Origin of the sequence: Klebsiella sp. BIGb0399, from assembly GCF_003752615.1 — a bacterium.
In the GTDB taxonomy this organism is placed as follows: Bacteria; Pseudomonadota; Gammaproteobacteria; order Enterobacterales; family Enterobacteriaceae; genus Klebsiella; species Klebsiella lignicola.
In genome coordinates, this window is sequence record NZ_RKHT01000012.1 from 43,595 (window position 1) to 63,634 (window position 20,040).

Genomic DNA, 20,040 nt, shown 5'->3' on the forward strand with positions numbered 1-20,040 from the left:
GATTATATCAGCGAGGTCAGAGATGCCAACTGCGAAATTTCAATGTGCGGCAGCAGGCGGCTGTCGCTGGCGCGCATCAGGTCGGCCCCCTGCGGTTTGATCCAGCAGGCCTGCATGCCGCAGCGGATCGCCCCGGCGACATCGGTCGTCAGGTCATCCCCCACGTGCAGTATCTGGCCGAGCGGCAGTTCGAGGCGCTCGGCCGCCAGATGATACATATCGGCAAAGGGTTTCGAGCGTCCGTCCGGGCCGGCACGTAATACAAAACGGAAATAGTCATTCAGCCCAAAGCGTTCCGGCTGCGCGTTCCCGTTCGTCACCGCCACCAGCGGCCATTTTTTTGCCAGGGCGGCCAGCGTATCGTGGGTTTCCTGCGGGACATCGATCAGGCTGCGCCAGTGGGCAAAATTGGCCATTGCCGCCTCTGCGCCTTCGGCAGCCTGCCCGGCGGATAGCCCGGCATTCGTCATTCCCAGCACCAGCGCGCGGCGGCGCCATTCGGTCACGTCGTGGTAAATCTCCGGCTCCGTCTCCAGCAACGTTTCGCGTAGCTGGTGCAGCTCGTGAACGTCGAAGTGGCTCAGCGCCGGATGGTATTGCCGCACGAAGGCCAGCGATTCATGCAGCGTGCGGTCGATGACCGGGCGGTTGTCGTAAAGGGTATCGTCCAGGTCAAACGTCAAAGCAGAAATCTGGCCCAGAGGTCGGTAAAAGCGCATTATTTCCCCCGTTTGGCGCGCGGATGCGCCGCATCATACACCGAGGCAAGGTGTTGAAAATCAAGATGGGTATAGATTTGAGTGGTGGACAGATTGGCGTGGCCCAGCAGCTCCTGCACGCCACGCAGATCGCCGCTCGATTCGAGCATATGCGTCGCAAACGAGTGACGTAGTTTATGCGGATTCACGTGGCTGTTCAGCCCCTGCTTGATGCCCCATTCGGCAAAACGCTTCTGCACGTTTCGCGCGGAAATACGTTTCCCCAATTTGGATAAAAACAGCGCGTCGTCATCGGTGCCAAACAGCCCGCGGAGATCGAGCCAGTGCTCAATCCACGCCACCGCGCTGCGGCCAATCGGCAGGCGGCGCTCTTTGCTGCCTTTCCCCATCACCCACACCTCTCCGGATTCCAGATCGAGGTGTTTGATATCGAGATTGACCAGCTCAGAGAGGCGCAGGCCCGCACCGTACATCACTTCCAGCATCGCCCGGTCGCGCACCGCCAGCGGATCGTTGAGATCGATATCCAGCAGTCGGTTCACGTCATCGACGTCGATATTTTTTGGTAAGTGACGCGGAATTTTCGGGGCGGAGATGCCTTTTGCCGGGTTCGCTGTCAGCTCGCCCTGCGCCACCAGCCACTCAAAGAAGCTGCGCAACGCGGAAAGCCGCAGCGCAAGGCTGGCAGGCCCCAGGCCCTGCTTCCGGCTGCGCACCGCCAGGCCACGAACCTGAGCGGCATCGCACTGCTGCCAGCTTTTCAGCCCTGCCGGTTCAGCCAGCGCCATCAGCGCCTCGAGCTGGCGCCGGTAGTTCAGCAGCGTAATCGGGCTGAGCTGACGCTCCACGCCCAGATAGCGCAGAAAGCGTTCAACGGCGGTGAATAACGGGGAGTCGGTCATGCGCGTTCAACCCAGCGCTCCAACAGTCCCGGCAGCATTAATGCGATCTCCTGCAGCAGCTGCGTCCCCTGCCCGGGTTGATAATGCTGAGCGTCACGGCTGCTGAACAGCATCACGCCAGGCGCGTCATCGCCGCCGAGCAGCGACATCGCGACCGACCCGATGGCTTTCGCTTCAGGCAGCACCACCAGCAGTTCCGGCCCGTGTAGCGGCCCGAGATAGTGGCGTGCCTGGCCAAGACGCTGGATGCGAATGGGCTCAAACGCCTGTCGGCTCAGCGCCAGATGAGTGAATTTCGATGGCGCACCGAGCCGCCAGCTGTCGGGAAACAGACGCACCGTCGCCCCCGCCAGCCCGATCTCACGGGCCCAGCGGTGAAAGCGGTTCAGCATCTCATCGAGGCTTTCCGCCGACGCCAGCCGCGTTTGCAAATGCAGCAGGCGCTGGAACAGGCTTTCATTCGCCGTCGCCTGCTCCATCAGCAGCATCATGTTCTCTTCCAGCACGTTGATATGGTTACGTGCCCGCACCATATGCCATTCCACCAGCGAAATGGTGCCACGCACCGGATGCGGTACGCGCATGTGCTCCACGAGGGCGGCATTGCGAATAAAGAATTCAGGATGTTGCAACAGATAGTCCACCACCGCGCGATCGTCCAGCGCGCCAGTGATTTCCTGCTGTTCTTCCCCGACTTGTTTCATAAGTGAATAAATCCGTCGTAGACATGTGCCGCCGGGCCAGTCATAAACAACGGTTGGCCCGGGCCTTTCCAGGCGATATCAAGACGCCCGCCTGGCAATTCCACGCGTACTTCTTCGGCCAGCAATCCTTGTTGGATGCCCACCGCGACCGCCGCACAGGCGCCGCTGCCGCAGGCCTGGGTTTCACCCGCGCCGCGTTCATATACCCGCAGACGAATGCGATTTCGCTCGACGACCTGCATAAAGCCGATGTTCGCGCGTTCCGGGAAGCGTTCGTGGCTTTCCATCACCGGGCCCAGCGTTTCTACCGCCGCGGTTTCCACATCATCGACCTGGATAACACAGTGCGGATTGCCCATCGAGACGACGCCGCACAATACTGTCTGTTCCGCCGCGCGCATGATATAGGTCTTTTCCGCTTTGTTGGCGCGGAAAGGCACCTGAGAGGGCTCGAAGTTCGGCTCGCCCATATTCACCCGCACCAGATCGTCTTCCGTTACGCTTAATACCATACGACCGTTCGCCGTGCTCACGAGGATGTCACGTTTATTGGTCAGGCCTTTCAGGCGCACGAAGCGGGCAAAGCAGCGCGCGCCGTTGCCGCACTGCGAGACTTCACTGCCGTCGGCGTTGAAGATGCGATAGTGGAAATCCAGATCAGGATCGTAAGGCGGTTCAACCACCAGCAGCTGATCGAAACCAACGCCCAGATGACGATCCGCCAGGCGGCGAATCAGCTCCGGTGAGAAAAAAACATTCTGCGTTACCGCGTCAACGACCATAAAGTCGTTGCCAAGGCCATGCATTTTAGAGAACTGCATCATCTACTCCAGTTGCGCGGAACAGAACGTTATCGTTAATAGTTTATCTGGGTCGGGCCGCCGCTATCACCGCGATCGTTACGATCTGGCGTCGTGCTCTGGATCCCGCTATCGACCGGTTTGGTCGGCGGTGCAGCCGTCTTTTCTGCCGGAGGGAAGTACAACGGTCCCTTCAGACCACAGCCGGTCAGGCTAAAGACCGCCAATAAAACGGCAAGCGCTGGAAAAACGTTTTTCATTGATAGTTGCCCGTGATTCACTCTTTCTGCTTTCTATCATCGCAGGAGAAGACGTAAAAGCAAGCGTTTAGCATCCGACTGCGCGCGCTTTTGTTTCGCGCTATACTGCCGGCATCTTCAAAAAAGCAGGGTAGAACGATGAACGACAGTGAATTCCATCGCCTGGCTGACAGCCTGTGGATGACCATCGAAGAGCGTCTGGACGACCGCGACGGCGATAGCGATATCGACTGTGAAATTAACGGCGGCGTACTGACCCTCAGTTTTGAAAACGGCAGCAAAATCATTATCAACCGTCAGGAGCCGCTGCATCAGGTGTGGCTTGCCACAAAACAGGGCGGCTATCATTTTGATTTAAAAGGTGATGAGTGGGTTTGCGATCGCAGCGGGGAAACCTTCTGGGATCTGCTGGAACAGGCGGCCACGCAGCAGGCCGGCGAAGAGGTCAGCTTCCGCTAAGGATATGCCCGGATAGCGGCGCGTCGCGCGTTATCCGGGTTACCGGTACTCAGGAGACGTTCTCAGGAATAGTGCTGCTGCAGCATCGGCGAAACGGTCGTATCCTGGCTCACCGGCGTCGCGGTGGTGCCGATCGCCTGGCTACGGAAAGGAATCACCTGCGGTCGGCCGTCTACGTCAACAATCTGATAGAACTGCGGCAGGTTGAAGTTGATAAAGCTGGAGCCGTAGGTAAAGCGGTCATGGGATGACGAGTAGAAACGGCTCACGTCACGCACCAGTTCCTCTTTACTGCCTTCACAGTGGTGATACACCTCAGCGCGGTTACTCTCGTCGAGGATATAAATGTTAAACCCGCTGTCGTTATCAGCATCTTCAAAGAAGAACTGAATAATCCCTTCACTGGCAAACCCGTCCACCACCTGCGGCAGCTTAACGTGGTTGGTTTCCACCTGCACCGACAGGCCGTGCAGTTTGTTATGCGAGATAGCGCCGTAGAATTCGATCGCGTTTTCCAGCTTCTGCACCGAAACGTTCAGCCGTTCGAAGAACAGGCCCCAGGTCTGCCCGGACACCCGCAGCGCCTTAAAGCGGCCGGTATCCTGGCGGGTACTCGAAAGACGCAGTTCAATACATTCAGAAACCATCTGCTGCACGCGGGTACGGATTAAGCCGCGCAGATGCTGGCTGTAGCAGAAGACTTCAACGCTGTCCGGCGGCGCCGCATCCTGGTGCATCTTGCCCAGAATGGTTTTCAGCGCCTCGATCATCGCCTGCTCGCCGTTAAAGTGCAGGGTTCGCACTTCGTTCCACGAGTTACGATACAGCAGGTCGACGCTGCCAATTAAACACTTCTGCTCTTCACCGAAGCTAAAGACATCCAGCTTACGGAAGTCAAAATGCACTACCTGATTGCGGAACGCCGCGGTCGGGTCATATTCGAGGTTAACGATAATGGCCAGGTGGCGAATTTCGCACGGGCTGTACAGCGCTTTTGGCGTTGGCGACGGCAGGCGCAGCGGGAAGTGGTGCGACACATCGGCCACCATCTCCTGCAATTTCGCCAGATCGACGATACCGTTGCCCTTAATAAACAGGCGAGTACGTGACGTCAGCAGGCCATTAAACCAGGCCCATGCCACCAGCTTATTAAGATAACGGTTATATTCCAGCGGCTGATGGCTGATGATCGATTCCATATCCGGCGCGCGGTTATAGACGTACCAGCCGGTGCGGTTGGCGCGGCCTGGCGGCACGTGGATAAAGGTCAGATTCGGCTCGGAGAGATCCGGTGAAATTTGCGGGTTCACCAGGGTCACTTTCCCCGGCAGCGCTTCAAACGCGGCATACAGCTTACGGGTCAGCACGCCGATATCCTGCGGGCTGGCGGAAACGCTCAGGTTATTGCGCCGCGCAAAGCGGATCAGGTTGCGATAGCTTTGCATCATCGCATCCAGCAGTTCGTTGTGCGCTTTGCGGACTTCGTCGATCTTCCAGTTCGCCCGGTTGTCCAGCATCATCAGACGCTTTTCATCCCAGCCCCACTCTTTGACCAGATGGCTAACGACTTCACGACGCCAGCCCACGCAGGCGCGCTCGCGGCTGAGTTTTTCGCAGACTTTCAGGTAGAAGCAACGGCGTACCAGATCGAGACGGGTGTCATCTTCGATCGCCTGCAGATAGGCGGTTACGCGCTCCAGCATCATGCAGTAAGGGTCGAGACCAAACGAAACGATCTCACCATCATGCAGGCGCTGTTTAATGTCTTTCGCCAGCAGACGGTTGTTCGGGTACTCCCAGGAGTACGCTTCCAGCAGCAGGGTTTTCAGCACGGCCTTATAGGGCGAATCGATGCTTTTATACAGCTGCCACAGGCTGGCGCCGAAGTACTCTTCCGCCGACAGCGAGCTCAGGCCGCCGAGATCCAGCCACTCGTTTGGCGTCAGTACGCCCTGGGCATACAGGCTCATGACGTAATCGTCGTAGTGATCTTCTTCTTCGCACGGCACCATATTCCACAGAATACGTTTCCCGGCGAGGCGCACCGCGGTGCGGTAGAACTCATCGAGCAGCAAAATATGCTGCGTGGAGCCGCAGTCTTCGCCGCCCAGGCTGCCGCTTTCATTGTGGCGGAAGCGGTTTTCGTCAATCAGGAAGAAGCTGACTTCAACGCCCAGCGATGCCGCCCAGCTTTCAAGCAGGCTGCATTTACGTTGTAACAGCTGGCGTTCTTCGGTATCGAGCCATGCCTGATGGCACACCCAGATATCGAGGTCGGAGGAACAGCTTTGCCCTACAGAGGAGGTACTGCCCATCGAGTACAGGCCGGTGATCGGCAGCTCGCCTTTCGGCGGCTCCTGCGTCAGCAGGCCCCGGTGGAGTTCCAGCTCATCAAGGTAGTGGCGTTGGGTTTCATCAGGCGTGTAGAGGCAAATGCCACGGGGAACGTTACCGTCAAGGTAACCCGGCATCAACGGGTGATGATAATGTAATAATGTCGGCAGTAGACTGTAAACCTGCTGGAAAGCGGGTCCCATGGCAGCAAGCGCGCGATCTACGCGCAGTTGGTTGATGGCATCCAGTCTCTGTTTCAGTGTCTCAATATAGAGGTACAAGACATATCGCCTGATGTTCAAAAAACCGTCGTACAATAGTACGGAGGATTTCAGTATTTCAACAAAAACCGTCACCATTCGTCGTCGGTGTGGTTGTGATGAACTGCTGACGGACAAATGGTTTAAAACGTGATCAATCTAACACCTTGCTGATTGACCGTAAAGAAAGATGCGCTACATACAAGTGTAGCACCGTTTACTGTGTGTAAATTCATCACTACGGTTGCGGCAACCGCGATGCGCATCAAACGTCAATAACCAAAGCGCCACGGCCCTATACCCACAAAACTAACATCCCTAAGGCAACAATGTTAGGATAGTTTGTGGTCGACAATGACGGTAACAAGCATGTTAGACAAAGTTTTGAGAATTGCCACACGGCAAAGCCCACTTGCGCTATGGCAGGCGCATTATGTGAAAGATCGCCTTGAGTCCTGCCATCCTGGCCTGGTCGTAGAACTGGTGCCGATGGTCACGCGTGGCGACGTACTCCTTGATACGCCGCTGGCAAAAGTGGGCGGTAAAGGTTTATTTGTCAAAGAATTAGAGCTGGCCATCATGGAAGGACGCGCGGATATCGCCGTGCACTCCATGAAAGATGTTCCCGTCGAGTTCCCTGAGGGGCTGGGACTGGTCACGATTTGCGAGCGCGAAGATCCGCGCGACGCTTTCGTCTCGAATAACTACGCCTCAATCGATGCGCTGCCGCACGGCAGCATCGTTGGCACATCAAGTTTACGCCGTCAGTGCCAGCTCGCCGCACGCCGTCCGGACCTGGTGATCCGCTCGCTGCGCGGCAACGTGGGTACGCGTCTCGGCAAACTCGATAGCGGCGAATATGACGCCATCATCCTCGCCGCCGCCGGGCTTAAGCGCCTGGGGCTGGAAGCGCGCATTCGCCAGCCGTTGACGCCGGAGCAGTCACTGCCTGCCGTCGGCCAGGGCGCCGTTGGAATTGAATGTCGCCTGGACGATAGCTGGACGCAGACGCTGCTGGCCCCGCTCAATCACGACGAGACCGCCATTCGGGTCCGCGCCGAACGGGCGATGAACACCCGGCTGGAAGGTGGCTGTCAGGTGCCTATCGGCAGCTACGCCGAGCTTATCGATGGTGAGCTGTGGCTGCGGGCGCTGGTTGGCGCACCTGACGGTTCGCAAATGGTCCAGGGCGAGCGACGCGGTCATCCGCAAGAGGCGGAACGTCTCGGTGTTTCCCTTGCTGAAGAACTGCTGGATAACGGCGCCCGCGATATTCTCGCCGCGGTGTATGCCGGAGAAGCGCCGCGATGAGCATCCTGGTCACCCGTCCGCTGCCGCAAGGCGAAGAGCTGGTCAGCCGCCTGCGCTTACAAGGACAGGAGGCCTGGAGCTTTCCGCTTATTGAATTTACCCCCGGTCGCCAACTGCACGCGTTAAGCGGTCAGCTGGCCGCCTTATCAGCCGGCGATCTCCTGTTCGCGCTGTCGCAGCACGCCGTCGAGTTTGCTCACGCGCGCCTGCAGCAGCTGGGCCAGCGCTGGCCGCAGACAGCGGACTATTTCGCAATCGGCCGCACCACCGCACTGGCGCTGCATACGGTCAGTGGTCAGAATATTCGCTACCCATTAGATCGGGAAATCAGCGAAGTCTTGCTACAATTACCTGAATTACAAAACATTGCGGGAAAGAAGGCGCTTCTTCTTCGCGGTAATGGTGGGCGGGAATTGTTAGGTGAAACGCTCCGTGAACGCGGTGCTGAAGTCACTTTTTGTGAATGTTATCAACGTAATACAAAGCATTATGATGGCGCAGAAGAAGCAATGCGCTGGCAGTCCCGCGGCATCAACACCCTGGTCATCACCAGCGGTGAGATGCTGCAACAGCTTTGGACACTGATGCCGCAGTGGTATCACGAGCGGTGGCTCCTACGCTGTCGCATTGTCGTTGTCAGTGAACGCCTGGCCCGGCAGGCCCGTGATTTGGGCTGGCAGGATATCCAGGTTGCCGATGGTGCCGACAACGATGCGCTGCTACGCGCATTACAATAACTCTCAACATTGGAAGCCATAATGACGGAACAACAAAACCAATCCGCCGTGGTTGAAGAGACCAGGGAGGCCGTGGACAAGACGCCACAGCCAGAGAATAGCGGAAAGAAAAACGGCGGTAATAAAACCAGCCTCGTCCTTAGCGCGGTGGCTATCGCCATTGCCCTCGCCGCTGGCGTGGGCCTGTTTAGTTTGAATAAACAGCAAGTCTCCCGGCAGAACGAAACCAGTACGGTGCTTGGCGACCAGGTCGCCGCGCTGCTTAAAGCGCAAGAGAGCCAGAAAAATGAATTCGACAGTCTGCTTAAACAGCAGGCTGACCAGCTCGCCGACGCGAAGCATCAGCAGGAAGCGCTGACGAAGCAGCTGGAAGAGGTGCAACAAAAAGTAGCGGTGATTTCCGGCAGCGATGCCAAAACCTGGCTGCTGGCACAGGCCGACTTCCTGGTGAAATCTGCCGGGCGTAAGCTGTGGAGCGATCAGGACGTCACCACCGCCGCCGCGCTGCTGAAAAGCGCCGACGCCAGCCTCGCCGATATGAACGATCCCAGCCTGATTAGCGCCCGCCGCGCCATCACCGACGATATTACCTCGTTGTCCGCGGTCAGCCAGGTGGACTACGACGGTATTATCCTCAAGGTCAACCAGCTCGCGAACCAGATTGATAACCTGCGTCTCGCCGACAACAACGACGATGACTCCCCGATGGATTCCGACAGCGAAGAGCTCTCCAGCTCCATTGGCGAATGGCGCGTCAATCTGCAGAAAAGCTGGCAGAACTTTATGGACAGCTTTATTACCATTCGTCGTCGCGACGAAACGGCAGTGCCGCTGCTGGCGCCGAACCAGGACGTCTATCTGCGCGAAAATATTCGCTCTCGTCTGCTGGTTGCTGCCCAGGCGGTCCCGCGCCATCAGGAAGAAACCTACAAGCAGGCGCTGGATAACGTCTCGACGTGGGTGCGGGCGTATTACGATACCGAAGATGCCACGACCAAGGCCTTCCTTGAGGATGTCGATAAGCTGAGCCAGCAAAGCATCACGATGAGCGTGCCGGATAATCTGCAGAGCCAGGCCATCCTTGAGAAGCTGATGCAAACGCGGGTCCGCAGCCTGATGGCACAGCCTGCCGTCACCCAGAGCAGCGCACCGGCTCCGGCAGCCCCTGCCCCATCGGCACCTGCGCCAGCATCTGAACCGGCACCTGCACACGCGGCACAAGGAGAGTAACGCATGTTGAAAATTCTCTTACTGTTCGCGCTGTTGATCGCCGGGATCGTGGTCGGTCCGATTATTTCCGGGCACCAGGGATACGTGCTGATCCAGACCGATAACTACAATATCGAAACCAGCGTCACCGGGCTGGTCATCATCATGATCCTCACGATGGTGGTGTTGTTTGCTATCGAATGGCTGTTCCGCCGTATTTTCCGCACCGGCGCGCATACCCGCGGCTGGTTCGTTGGTCGTAAGCGCCGTCGCGCGCGTAAACAGACCGAGCAGGCGCTGCTCAAACTGGCGGAAGGCGACTATCAGCAGGTTGAGAAGCTGATGGCGAAAAACGCCGATCATGCTGAGCAGCCGGTGGTGAACTACCTGATGGCGGCGGAAGCGGCGCAGCAGCGTGGCGATGATGCCCGGGCCAATCAGCATCTGGAACGCGCGACTGAGCTGGCCGGGGACGATCTCATCCCGGTTGAGATCGCTCGCGTGCGTCTGCAGCTGGCCCGCAATGAGAATCTTGCGGCGCGCCACGGCATTGATAAATTGCTGGAAATTACCCCCAGACATCCGGAAGTACTGCGTCTGGCTGAGCAAGCCTATACCCGCACCGGGGCGTGGAATTCCCTGCTGGATATCATCCCGTCCATGGCGAAAGCCAACGTCGGCGATGAAGAACACCGCGCTGCGCTGGAGCAGCAGGCCTGGGTTGGCCTGATGGGGCAAACGCTGGCCGACCGCGGTAGCGATGGGCTGCGTGAATGGTGGAAGAGCCAGAATCGCAAAACCCGCAGCCAGGTAACGTTGCAGGTGGCGATGGCGAACCTGCTGATTGAGAGCGACGATCACGATACCGCACAGCAGATTATTATCGACGGTCTGAAAAAGCAGTATGACGACCGCCTGGCGATGCTGATTCCGCGCCTGAAGACCAATAATCCTGAGCAGCTGGAAAAAGTCCTGCGTCAGCAGATCAAAACCGTCGGCGATCGTCCATTGCTGTGGAGCACCCTGGGGCAATCCCTGATGCGTCACGGCGAGTGGCAAGAAGCCAGCATTGCGTTTCGTGCCGCGCTGAAACAGCGTCCGGATGCGTTCGATTATGCCTGGCTGGCCGATACGCTGGACCGGATGCATCAACCGGAAGAGGCGGCATTAATGCGCCGTGATGGCCTGCTGTTAACCCTGCAGAACAATCCGCAAGCGTAACCGCCCTTTTGCTATCGCCTCTTCTGGGGGCGATAGCGCTCTCCTCAGCACCCGCTTTTACTCTCTCTTCCTTTCTCTTGCTTCATTCTTGCTTTTGCCATCGGCTGCCAACCCCTGAAATAAAAAAACGCCTGCACTGAAATCAGGGCAGGCGTTAAAACAGGTCTGTTTGACAACAAATTGGGTGCTTCACTCAACGTTATGTCCATGGTGTTTGATGAGGCTATCTGCGTCATCCTTCACGCTGTCTCTTCGTTGGCGGCGCATGCTCACCCGAGTCACTTACCTTTGCAAGCGCCAGGGGATTCCCATACTGGCCATCTCGACACATCATGAATGATTTAGCATATAAAATGCGACATCTGTCAGTGGACGATAAGCACCATTAAACGGCTCTGCATCATTCCTGAGTTTATGAGGCACTAAGGCGAACATAAGAGATGGAATGAGCATCTACCCGGTTATTATCGCACAGGATCGGGGGAAAATGTATCTGTCCGGGCAATGAATTGAGACTATTCCGGGCAATAAGTCGCATCACGATGAGTGAAATATAAATAGCGATATCATGGGGATAGGTGATTTTTCTGCGAGCGCAGAAAACAAAAAACCCCGCCGAAGCGGGGTTCAAAATTGGTCGGCGAGAGAGGATTCGAACCTCCGACCCACTGGTCCCAAACCAGTTGCGCTACCAAGCTGCGCTACTCGCCGATGTACTGCTTTTTTGAATTTTTAGTTCAATTCTTTAAAGTCGTGGTGCGAGGGGGGGGACTCGAACCCCCACATCCTAAGGACACTAACACCTGAAGCTAGCGCGTCTACCAATTCCGCCACCTTCGCAATTCACAACTCTATCAAATAATGGGGTGGCTAATGGGATTCGAACCCACGACAACTGGAATCACAATCCAGGGCTCTACCAACTGAGCTATAGCCACCACTACAAATCTTTTCACGCGGCCCTGTTGAAACAGTCCACCGCAGCTCAAGCACCGGGTTAAATGGTGCGCCCGACAGGATTCGAACCTGAGACCTCTGCCTCCGGAGGGCAGCGCTCTATCCAGCTGAGCTACGGGCGCTTAGCGCCGTTGCGGGGTCGGATATTACGGACTTCCCCCCCCGCTGTCTAGTGCCTTTTTAAATAAAATTACTGTTTGGTCACGCTTTGTTCATTTTGGCGTTTATTCCGCCGTTTTCTCGGCATTCCCCTGCCTGGCGAAGCCAAATACCCGATAAATGAGCGTCACCAGGGCGAGAAAAAGAATACCGACGAACAGCGACATACGGGTATCGTCGTTAAAACCCATGCCGATCAGCACACAAATCAGAAACGCCATTGTCAGATAGTTCGCCCACGGGAACAGCAGCGAACGGAAAGGATGGCTGGCGATAGCCTCCTGATGGGTACGGCGGAAACGGATCTGGCTAATCAGGATCACGAACCACGGCACCATCCCCGGCAGCACGCTGGCGCTGTAGACATAGACGAACACCCGCTGCGGGTTAGGGATAATATAGTTCAGGCAGGAGCCGACCAGCAGAATCAGAATCGACAGCGCGACGCCCACGGCCGGTACACCATTGCGTGAGACTTTACCAATAGCCGCCGGCAGCTGACGGTTCTTCGCCAGCGCATAGAGCATCCGCCCGCAGCTGTACATACCGCTGTTACAGCCGGACAGCGCTGCCGTCAGCACCACAAAGTTGATAATCCCTGCGGCGGCCGTAATGCCGATTTTCGCGAAGGTCAGGACAAACGGACTACCGCCTGAACCAATCTGGTTCCACGGGAAAATAGTGACAATCACGAAAATGGCGCCCACATAAAAAATCAGGATCCGCCACAGGACTTTCCCCACCGCGCTACGCAGCGTGACCTGCGGGTTCTTCGCCTCGCCTGCGGTGATACCAATCAGCTCAACGCCCTGATAGGACGCCACCACAATACACAGTGCCGTCAGAAAGCCCTTCCAGCCGCCGGCGAAGAATCCGCCGTGCTCGCTGAGGTTCGAGAAACCAATAGCGTGACCGCCATTACCGAAGCCAAAGAAGATCACCCCCAGCCCCACCACAATCATCACGATAATGGTGGTGACTTTGATCATCGCGAACCAGAATTCGATTTCACCGTACAGGCGCACCGCCGCCAGGTTCGCCAGCGCCACCAGCCCGACGGCTATCAACGCCGGTATCCATTGCGCCATCTCCGGGAACCAGAACTGCACATAGACCCCGATGGCCGTAATCTCCGAGATCCCCACCGCCATCCACATAAACCAGTACGACCAGGCGGTAAGGTAGCCGAAAAACGGGCTCATATAACGGTGCGCGTATACGGCGAATGAACCGGTCACCGGCTCAAGGAACAGCATCTCGCCCATCGAGCGCATGATAAAGAAGACAAATATACCGGCGATGATATACGCCAGCAGGACGGAAGGACCGGCCCACTTCAGCGTACTTGCCGCTCCCATAAATAACCCTACGCCAATCGTCCCGCCAAGGGCGATCAGTTCAATATGCCTGGCCTCCAGCCCGCGCTGGAGTTCCACTTTTTTCTCTGTCATATAGCCTCTTGTGTTTGCCTTGCCTCCGGTTTTTATCCCTCATCCAGCGTGCTGGATGGCGTCGCACAAATGATCGACGCCACCGGGGAGTGACGGGTTTGTCACCTTGATAGCTCCCCAATGGTGTGGTGCATATACCGGTTATTTTTATGAATGAGTGAAAGGAAATAGCCTTGCCGGCGCGATGGCACCGGGTGCCCGTCGCGCGTTAAGCCTGCGAATGGTTAATGAATTTTGAGGAAATGGCAAATAAAGTATCAGGCGAGTTAACTATTCACGCAGAATATGTACACAAACTCGCCGGACAGAGGTGGAATATCAGAGTTGACCGGTGTAATACCAACGTAAATATCGCAGCAGGCGGATCTGTCGTTTAATTCTGCTCGGCTGGGATACCAGACGATAAAACCACTCCAGGCCAAGGTTCTGCCAGAACCGCGGTGCCCGCTGGACATGGCCGGTGAAGACGTCATAGGTGCCGCCTACGCCCATGTACAACGCCTCGGGATAAACTTCACGGCAGTCACGCATCAGGATCTCCTGGCGCGGTGAGCCCATCGCGACGGTGACGATTTTGGCTCCGCTGTCGCGGATCTGCTCAAACAGCGCCTGACGTCGATCGGCGGCGAAATAGCCATCCTGACTGCCCACGATATTGACGTTCCAGCGTGCACGCAGTTTTGCCTCAGTCTGGGCCAGTATTTCCGGCTTGCCGCCCACCAGATAGACCGGTGTGCCCTGCGCGCCCGCGCGCTCCATCAGCGCTTCCCACAGGTCGGCCCCTGCCACGCGCGACACCTGCGCCTGGGGGTATTTTTTCCGCAACGAGCGTACTACGCTGATGCCGTCGGCGTATTTAAACTCCGCGGCCTCAATCAGCGCCCGGACCTCGGGATTATCCTCAACCGCCAGCATTTTCTCCGCATTGATCGCCACCAGCGTTCCCTGGCGAATCGTGCCGTCGGCGTAAAGATAATCCAGAGCGTGCTGCATATTACGCCAGCCGATAAGTTGTAAGCCTCTCAGCAGATACAACGGCGCCGAAATGGTCTCAGTCATGTCCATCCTTATCTGACCTGAGGTTGTGAAAGCGGTTTGACCCGCCGATGAATCAACCCCGCACTATCCAGCAGCCAGTACAGCAGTTTCGCCGCCAGTAAACAGATGCCAAAGATCACGAGGAAAAACACCACGCGTGAGCCAAATGAATCCAGCCCTTCGCGCGCCAGCACTATCATGTTGAAGATAGCGCCAAAACAGAAGCTATGCAGAATGGCCGCTTTATAGCGGTTAGTCTCCCGGTTGCCCAGTTCATACAGCCAGTCGAACCATTTGATGATAAGCCCGACCGCCACTGCACCCAGCGGCACAAACCATACGCCGCCCATCACCACCAGCGAACCGATCAGCGTGGGGGAAATAGCCAGGCCAGAGTGGTTGTTCAGCACTTCCCAGGTAAAGTAGTTGGCGGTGTTGAGCACCATCGATGGCCGGCCATGCCACATCCAGCTGGGAATAAAGACGTAGAAGTCGCGGATCATCGGCGCCAGCCCCTGGAACTCGATCTTATCGTAGTTCTGCAGCAGCAGCGCCAGGTTCTCCCACGGCGAGAAGGTATCGCGGGTCAGGTACAGGAAGGTATAAAACGCCTCGTCGCCGCTGACGTTCATGCCATAGCGTTTGAGCGCCAGCCAGAACATCCCCACAATGCCCAGGACGCCTGCCGCCGCCAGCATCCACAGGCTAATCCAGCCACGAATGATGCCGATAAACAAGAAGATAGCGAAAGCGATAATAATGTTGGCGCGGGTACCGCCGACAATTGCGTAGGTCAGCAGGCCAAACGCCACGGTGCTGATCAGGAAGAAGATCCACGCCTTATAATCCTGACGCAGGAAGTAGACCACCAGCATCGCCGGGATAAAGAAATAGAAAAATCGCTTCAACGCCACGCCGGAGACTTCGCTGGAGAAGATCTGGCTGTAAGAGTTGAGTCGGAACAGCAGGAAGCCGTTATGGGCAAAGAAAATCCCAAGGCATAACAGGGCAATACCCAGCAGAATGCCCCAGGCCAGATGGGTTTCCACGCGGTTCATGGTAAACAGCGGGCGGCGCAGGCTATCGTCGGTGGCCGAGCGCAGACGGGTCTTATAGGTCACGTAGTAGACCGCGTAGAAGCACACCGACACCAGCAGCGTTTGCAGCAGCACGTCCGGCGGGGCGACGCCCACATCAAAGCGGAACACCAGAATACTGGTCAGCGGGAAGCCAAAGAAGAACGTCAGCAAAAACAGCAGCGAGAAAAACACGTTGAAGTTAAAGCGCACGCGGCGAAACTCAAAGTAGGTCAGGGTGGCGATAAACAGCGTCGACAGCAGCCAGACCACCAGCAGTCCGCAAAATGCCATTAATGTCATGAGTTGACCCCCGCCGCAATCCGCAACGCCTGCTGCCAGCCCGCGAGATAGTTCGGCCGGAAGAAAGCAATCTGGTTCTTATCAACGCCAGCCAGCTGGCGCTGCGCCTCGCGTACGACGGCGACATCCAGCGTATCGCCGGTAAACAGTACCGGGATATTCTGCTCCGTCATATCCTGCCAGAACGGATTTTCCCGGTTCAGTACACAGGGGATACCCGCCTGAATCAACAAACATAACGTCCCGATACCTTGCTGGCGGGCAAACAGGAAATAGCCCAGATCGCAGCGACGCAGCAGGTCCAGATAATCATGAAATTCTAGCTTTTCGCTCAGTATCTGCAGGTGCGCGGCGCAGAACAACGCCGCCCCTTCCGCCTGCACTTCACGAATATAGTCCGCATTGTTTTCCGGATACCCCATCGGCAGGATCACGTTCACCGTATCGCCAAACTGCTGATGAATAGCCCGCAACGCCGCAATATGCTCGTTGCTGCGATCGCCCGAGTTACCCACCAGAATGGTCAACGTCTGGGACTGCGGCGCGCTATCGGCCAGCGAATTAAGCGTCGGGTCCATACGCGTCGGGAAATAGAGCAGCTCGCCAGGCACGCGCGGGTGGCGGCGGGCAAACCAGCTCAGATCGCCCCGGGTGGCAAACACACGCCCGACTCTACCCTGCGCAAGGCGTCGCAGCGGGTAGAATAGACGGAACTTCAGGCTCGACGAATTCTCATACAGATCGGCGCCCCAGATATGCCAGTTAAACTGGGCGGGACGGATGCCTCCGCTCAGCAGAGCCAGCCATAGCCCGGTATTAAACTGACCGTGGAAGAAAAAACGCTGCTGACGATCGGCCTTTGCCTTAGCAATAACCGCCTGCGCCAGCGACTTTTTCCCGGAATAGCAGGTGATCGACAATGCCGGGTACGCCTCGCGCATTCCTGTTGCATCACCGACGACCATAAACCGACGCGCCTGCTCGTCATGCGCGGCCAGCTCGTCGTTAAAAAACCGCAGAACGGTCTGGTTGTGGTGCGGGATATCCGATCCCAGTACATGTATCAGTGCTGTCATGCCCGTCTACGCCAGAGTAAAAACACGCCACTACAAAGGGCGAAATAAACAATATAAGTTGCCATATACGCCTGCGCCGCGCCAATTGCACCATTTGCTGGGATCAGCCAGTGCGAGAAGGCGGTCAGCAACGTAAACTGGCTGATTTCCGTTAGTATATAAAAGCGCAGTGACGCTTTCGCAATCACCAGATAGCCATAAACATAGGCGCCCACCTTAAGCACATCGCCCACCAGTTGCCAGGCAAACAGGTCGCGCATCGCCGTAAAGCGGTCTGAAAATAGCAGCCAGATGGCAAAATCGCGTAGCAACCAGACGGTTAAGCTCGCCGCCGCCACTGCCGGGAGGACAAATTTTAAGGATTTGCCAATCTCGCGGGTAATCGCCGATTTGTCCGTCAATCGCGAGAGCGTCGGCAGCAGGTAGACGCTAAACGATGCGGTAATAAACTGCAGATAGGCATCGGAAATGCTGCTGACCCCTTGCCAGATCCCGACCGCTTCCCAGCCATAGCGCTCCGCCAGCAGATTACGCATCATCACGTAGGCCACCGGCAGCGTCACCGAGGTCATCAGCGCCATCAGGGTAAATTTGGAAAGCTGCCCTGCCAGGCCGTTATCCCAGCGAGGCCGCAGCGCGCTGAGCGGAATGGTCCCACGCCGCCATAACACAATGGCCGCCGGCACCACCACCAGCGCCGGTACCAGCGCCAGCCCAAGCAGCGCTCCCTGATAACCAGCAAAATGGTAGCAGCCATAGTAGGCCACGACGCCAATCAGGCTACCGGCGATCAGCGACAGGGCATTCCCCGCCGCATCGCGAAAACCTTTCATCAACGCCAGCAGCAGGTTGGCCCACGCAATCCCCATCTGTACCAGCGCCACAAGGCGAACCAGCCCCTGGTATTGGGTGTGGCCAAACAGCCCCTGACTAATCGGTGCCGCCGCCAGCAAAAAGATGAGTGCCAGCAGCGTCGAGAAGCCGAGCACCATCGCCGAGGCGGTGCCGACCACGTTATTGAGCTGCTGCCGATCGTCATGGTGTTGCGCGACCAGTTTGGTCACGCCATTGAAAATACCTGCCCCTGCCAGGACGCCAAGCACGGTGACCAGCTGGCGGAAGTTACCCGCCTGGCCGACCCCTGCTGGCCCATAGGAGACCGCCAGCAGTTTAACCACCAGCAGCCCGGCGCCAATTTTAACCAGCGTAGACGCGGCGGTCCACAGTGAAGCTTTAGCCAGCGACATATCAGGAGAAATAGCTCAGAAGCGAGTTAATCACCGTACGTTGGTTAGTCGACGTCAGGTTGTAGAACAGCGGCAGGCGCAGCAGACGCTCGCTTTCCTGAGTGGTATGGCGATCCTCACCGCGGAACTCGCCGAATTGCTCGCCCGCCGGGCAGCTATGCAGCGGAATGTAGTGGAACACCGCCAGGATTTCCGCCTCTTTCAGCCAGGCAATCAGGTTGCTGCGATCGTCGATATCGCGCAGCTTAATATAAAACATATGCGCGTTATGCCCGCAGTCAGTTGGAATGACGGGCAGGTCGATGCGACCGGACTGGGCCAGCGGCAGCAGCGCGTCGTAATAGCGTTGCCATAACGTCAGGCGCTGCTGGTTAATCTGTTCAGCCGCCTCCAGCTGCGCCCACAGGTAGGCCGCCTGCAGGTCGGACATCAGGTAGCTGGATCCGATATCGCGCCAGGTGTACTTATCCACCAGCCCACGGAAAAACTGGCTGCGGTTAGTGCCCTTCTCGCGGATAATTTCTGCGCGCTCGATCAGCTGACGATCGTTGATCAGCGTTGCCCCGCCTTCACCGCCGGCGGTGTAGTTTTTGGTTTCATGGAAGCTGAAACAGCCGATATGGCCGATGGTGCCCAGCGCGCGACCTTTGTAGGTCGACATCACACCCTGCGCGGCATCTTCAACCACGAACAGGTTGTATTTGCTGGCAAGAGCCATGATGGTGTCCATCTCGCAGGCCACGCCGGCATAGTGCACCGGCACAATCGCCCGGGTTTTCTCGCTAATCGCGGCTTCAATCTTCGTTTCGTCGATGTTCATGGTATCGCGGCGAATATCAACGAAGACGATTTTTGCCCCGCGCAGCACAAAGGCGTTGGCGGTCGAAACGAAGGTGTAGCTTGGCATAATCACTTCATCGCCCGGCTGGATATCCAGCAGCAGCGCCGCCATCTCCAGCGAAGCGGTGCAGGAAGGCGTCAGCAGCGCTTTTGCCGTCCCGAAACGCTGCTCCAGCCATTGCTGGCAGCGGCGGGTAAATCCGCCATCGCCACACAGCTTGCCGCTGCCCATTGCGGATTGCATATACTCAAGCTCGGTACCGACGACCGGCGGCGCGTTAAATGGGATCATGTTGTCACCTGTATAACCAGTAGGCGGTGTTTTCCACATTCGCACCGCTGAGAATATAACGTTTAAGCGCGGCGGTATTGCCCATCTGGGTTGCCACCCGCAGTGTAGAGAGTTGACGATGTTCAGCCCAGCGCCGTGCGGCCTGCATCAGTTCCGCGCCGGCACCGCGACCGGCCAACAGGCCAATCCGGGCGTCCGTCTCGTTGAGCTGGCGCAGTGAAACAAAAGCGCGAATATCGCCATCGGCGGCGCGAAAAATCAGGCACTGGTTATCGAACGTGCCGCGTACCGCGTTTTCAATCCATTGTGCATAGAACCGGCCGCTGGCGTCTGCCGCGTACCAGGGCGCGCGAAAGCGGCTTTGAGAAAATGCCTGGGCCGCCAGCTCACGCAACCGGGGAATATCCGCCACGGTCGCCACATCACCGCATGCGCCGTCAGGGGCACCGACCGGCAGCGCCAGATCGACCTCGCCTTCCACCAGCTGGAAGCCCAGCTGCTGGAGCGCATCCAGCTGTTCGCTGTTATCTGCCGCGATCTTTGCTTGCAGACGTGACCAGCCCGCCAACGCTTGCGCGGTCAGCGGCGGGGCATCGTCACGGAAACGGACTATCGCACTATGAATGCCAAAGAAGCGATTTTCCCATTCCAGGGGTTCAATACTGGCATGGAGAGACATGAGAGG

General features: G+C 57.3%; 18 protein-coding genes and 4 tRNA genes. 5 read left to right on the forward strand and 17 right to left on the reverse strand.

The features are described 5' to 3' along the window. Positions 1-2: 2 nt before the first annotated feature. From yigB to EDF82_RS24725, 5 genes are read right to left on the reverse strand one after another with little or no spacing between them, the layout of a single operon-like run. Positions 3-719 (reverse strand): 5-amino-6-(5-phospho-D-ribitylamino)uracil phosphatase YigB, encoded by a 717-nt coding sequence (gene yigB / locus EDF82_RS24705; protein ID WP_123758107.1) that lies wholly within the window; start codon positions 717-719, stop codon positions 3-5. Next, the gene (xerC, locus tag EDF82_RS24710) at positions 719-1,621 is read right to left on the reverse strand and encodes a tyrosine recombinase XerC (protein ID WP_123758108.1); all 903 of its coding nucleotides are present in this window, start codon (positions 1,619-1,621) and stop codon (positions 719-721) included. Before xerC ends, yigB begins: the two co-directional genes overlap by 1 nt. After that, a complete protein-coding gene (locus tag EDF82_RS24715; protein ID WP_123758109.1) occupies positions 1,618-2,325 on the reverse strand; it encodes a DUF484 domain-containing protein in 708 nt (235 codons plus the stop codon). Before EDF82_RS24715 ends, xerC begins: the two co-directional genes overlap by 4 nt. Next, complete coding sequence (gene dapF, locus EDF82_RS24720) at positions 2,322-3,146, reverse strand: diaminopimelate epimerase (protein WP_123758110.1); 825 nt, start codon at positions 3,144-3,146, stop codon at positions 2,322-2,324. Before dapF ends, EDF82_RS24715 begins: the two co-directional genes overlap by 4 nt. Before the next feature lie 35 nt (positions 3,147-3,181). Next, positions 3,182-3,385, reverse strand: coding sequence for a lipoprotein (locus EDF82_RS24725; RefSeq protein ID WP_123758111.1), 204 nt, complete (start codon positions 3,383-3,385; stop codon positions 3,182-3,184). 138 nt (positions 3,386-3,523) lie between these two features. Between EDF82_RS24725 and cyaY the strand changes: the two genes are divergently transcribed. Then, positions 3,524-3,844, forward strand: a complete 321-nt coding sequence (gene cyaY, locus EDF82_RS24730; protein ID WP_123758112.1) for an iron donor protein CyaY — start codon at positions 3,524-3,526, stop codon at positions 3,842-3,844. 62 nt (positions 3,845-3,906) lie between these two features. Here the strand turns inward: cyaY and cyaA are convergent, their stop codons facing one another. Then, positions 3,907-6,459, reverse strand: coding sequence for a class I adenylate cyclase (gene cyaA, locus EDF82_RS24735; protein ID WP_123758113.1), 2,553 nt, complete (start codon positions 6,457-6,459; stop codon positions 3,907-3,909). 348 nt (positions 6,460-6,807) lie between these two features. On the opposite strand from cyaA, the gene hemC reads away from it, so the two are divergent. From hemC to hemY, 4 genes are read left to right on the forward strand one after another with little or no spacing between them, the layout of a single operon-like run. Then, positions 6,808-7,749, forward strand: coding sequence for a hydroxymethylbilane synthase (gene hemC / locus EDF82_RS24740; RefSeq protein ID WP_123758114.1), 942 nt, complete (start codon positions 6,808-6,810; stop codon positions 7,747-7,749). After that, positions 7,746-8,486: a uroporphyrinogen-III synthase gene (gene hemD / locus EDF82_RS24745; RefSeq protein WP_123758115.1), complete on the forward strand. Its 741-nt coding sequence runs from the start codon at positions 7,746-7,748 to the stop codon at positions 8,484-8,486. Before hemC ends, hemD begins: the two co-directional genes overlap by 4 nt. A 21-nt stretch (positions 8,487-8,507) precedes the next feature. Next, positions 8,508-9,716: a uroporphyrinogen-III C-methyltransferase gene (gene hemX / locus EDF82_RS24750; RefSeq protein ID WP_123758116.1), complete on the forward strand. Its 1,209-nt coding sequence runs from the start codon at positions 8,508-8,510 to the stop codon at positions 9,714-9,716. A 3-nt stretch (positions 9,717-9,719) separates the two neighbouring features. Continuing rightward, on the forward strand, positions 9,720-10,916 hold the full coding sequence (hemY, locus tag EDF82_RS24755; RefSeq protein ID WP_123758117.1) for a protoheme IX biogenesis protein HemY: 1,197 nt from the start codon (positions 9,720-9,722) through the stop codon (positions 10,914-10,916). Between the two features lie 634 nt (positions 10,917-11,550). Here the strand turns inward: hemY and EDF82_RS24760 are convergent. From EDF82_RS24760 to rffC, 11 genes are all read right to left on the reverse strand, one after another. Then, a tRNA-Pro gene (locus tag EDF82_RS24760) sits at positions 11,551-11,627 on the reverse strand. Between the two features lie 43 nt (positions 11,628-11,670). Then, positions 11,671-11,756 (reverse strand) — tRNA-Leu (locus EDF82_RS24765). A 22-nt stretch (positions 11,757-11,778) separates the two neighbouring features. Beyond that, positions 11,779-11,854, reverse strand: a tRNA-His gene (locus tag EDF82_RS24770). Positions 11,855-11,918: 64 nt separating this feature from the next. Further along, a tRNA-Arg gene (locus EDF82_RS24775) sits at positions 11,919-11,995 on the reverse strand. Between the two features lie 102 nt (positions 11,996-12,097). After that, positions 12,098-13,483 carry an amino acid permease gene (locus tag EDF82_RS24780; protein WP_123758118.1) on the reverse strand — a complete coding sequence of 462 codons (1,386 nt, stop codon included), beginning with the start codon at positions 13,481-13,483 and terminating at the stop codon, positions 12,098-12,100. A gap of 318 nt (positions 13,484-13,801) precedes the next feature. Beyond that, positions 13,802-14,542, reverse strand: a complete 741-nt coding sequence (wecG, locus tag EDF82_RS24785; RefSeq protein WP_123758119.1) for a lipopolysaccharide N-acetylmannosaminouronosyltransferase — start codon at positions 14,540-14,542, stop codon at positions 13,802-13,804. A gap of 8 nt (positions 14,543-14,550) precedes the next feature. Next, positions 14,551-15,900, reverse strand: coding sequence for an ECA oligosaccharide polymerase (wzyE, locus tag EDF82_RS24790; protein WP_123758120.1), 1,350 nt, complete (start codon positions 15,898-15,900; stop codon positions 14,551-14,553). Next, the gene (locus tag EDF82_RS24795) at positions 15,897-16,976 is read right to left on the reverse strand and encodes a TDP-N-acetylfucosamine:lipid II N-acetylfucosaminyltransferase (protein ID WP_123758121.1); all 1,080 of its coding nucleotides are present in this window, start codon (positions 16,974-16,976) and stop codon (positions 15,897-15,899) included. The genes wzyE and EDF82_RS24795 overlap by 4 nt, the downstream gene beginning before the upstream one ends. Further along, positions 16,973-18,223, reverse strand: coding sequence for a lipid III flippase WzxE (wzxE, locus tag EDF82_RS24800; RefSeq protein WP_123758122.1), 1,251 nt, complete (start codon positions 18,221-18,223; stop codon positions 16,973-16,975). Before wzxE ends, EDF82_RS24795 begins: the two co-directional genes overlap by 4 nt. Before the next feature lies 1 nt (position 18,224). Next, positions 18,225-19,355 carry a dTDP-4-amino-4,6-dideoxygalactose transaminase gene (rffA, locus tag EDF82_RS24805; protein WP_123758123.1) on the reverse strand — a complete coding sequence of 377 codons (1,131 nt, stop codon included), beginning with the start codon at positions 19,353-19,355 and terminating at the stop codon, positions 18,225-18,227. Between the two features lie 4 nt (positions 19,356-19,359). Next, positions 19,360-20,034 carry a dTDP-4-amino-4,6-dideoxy-D-galactose acyltransferase gene (gene rffC / locus EDF82_RS24810; protein ID WP_123758124.1) on the reverse strand — a complete coding sequence of 225 codons (675 nt, stop codon included), beginning with the start codon at positions 20,032-20,034 and terminating at the stop codon, positions 19,360-19,362. Positions 20,035-20,040: the final 6 nt, after the last annotated feature.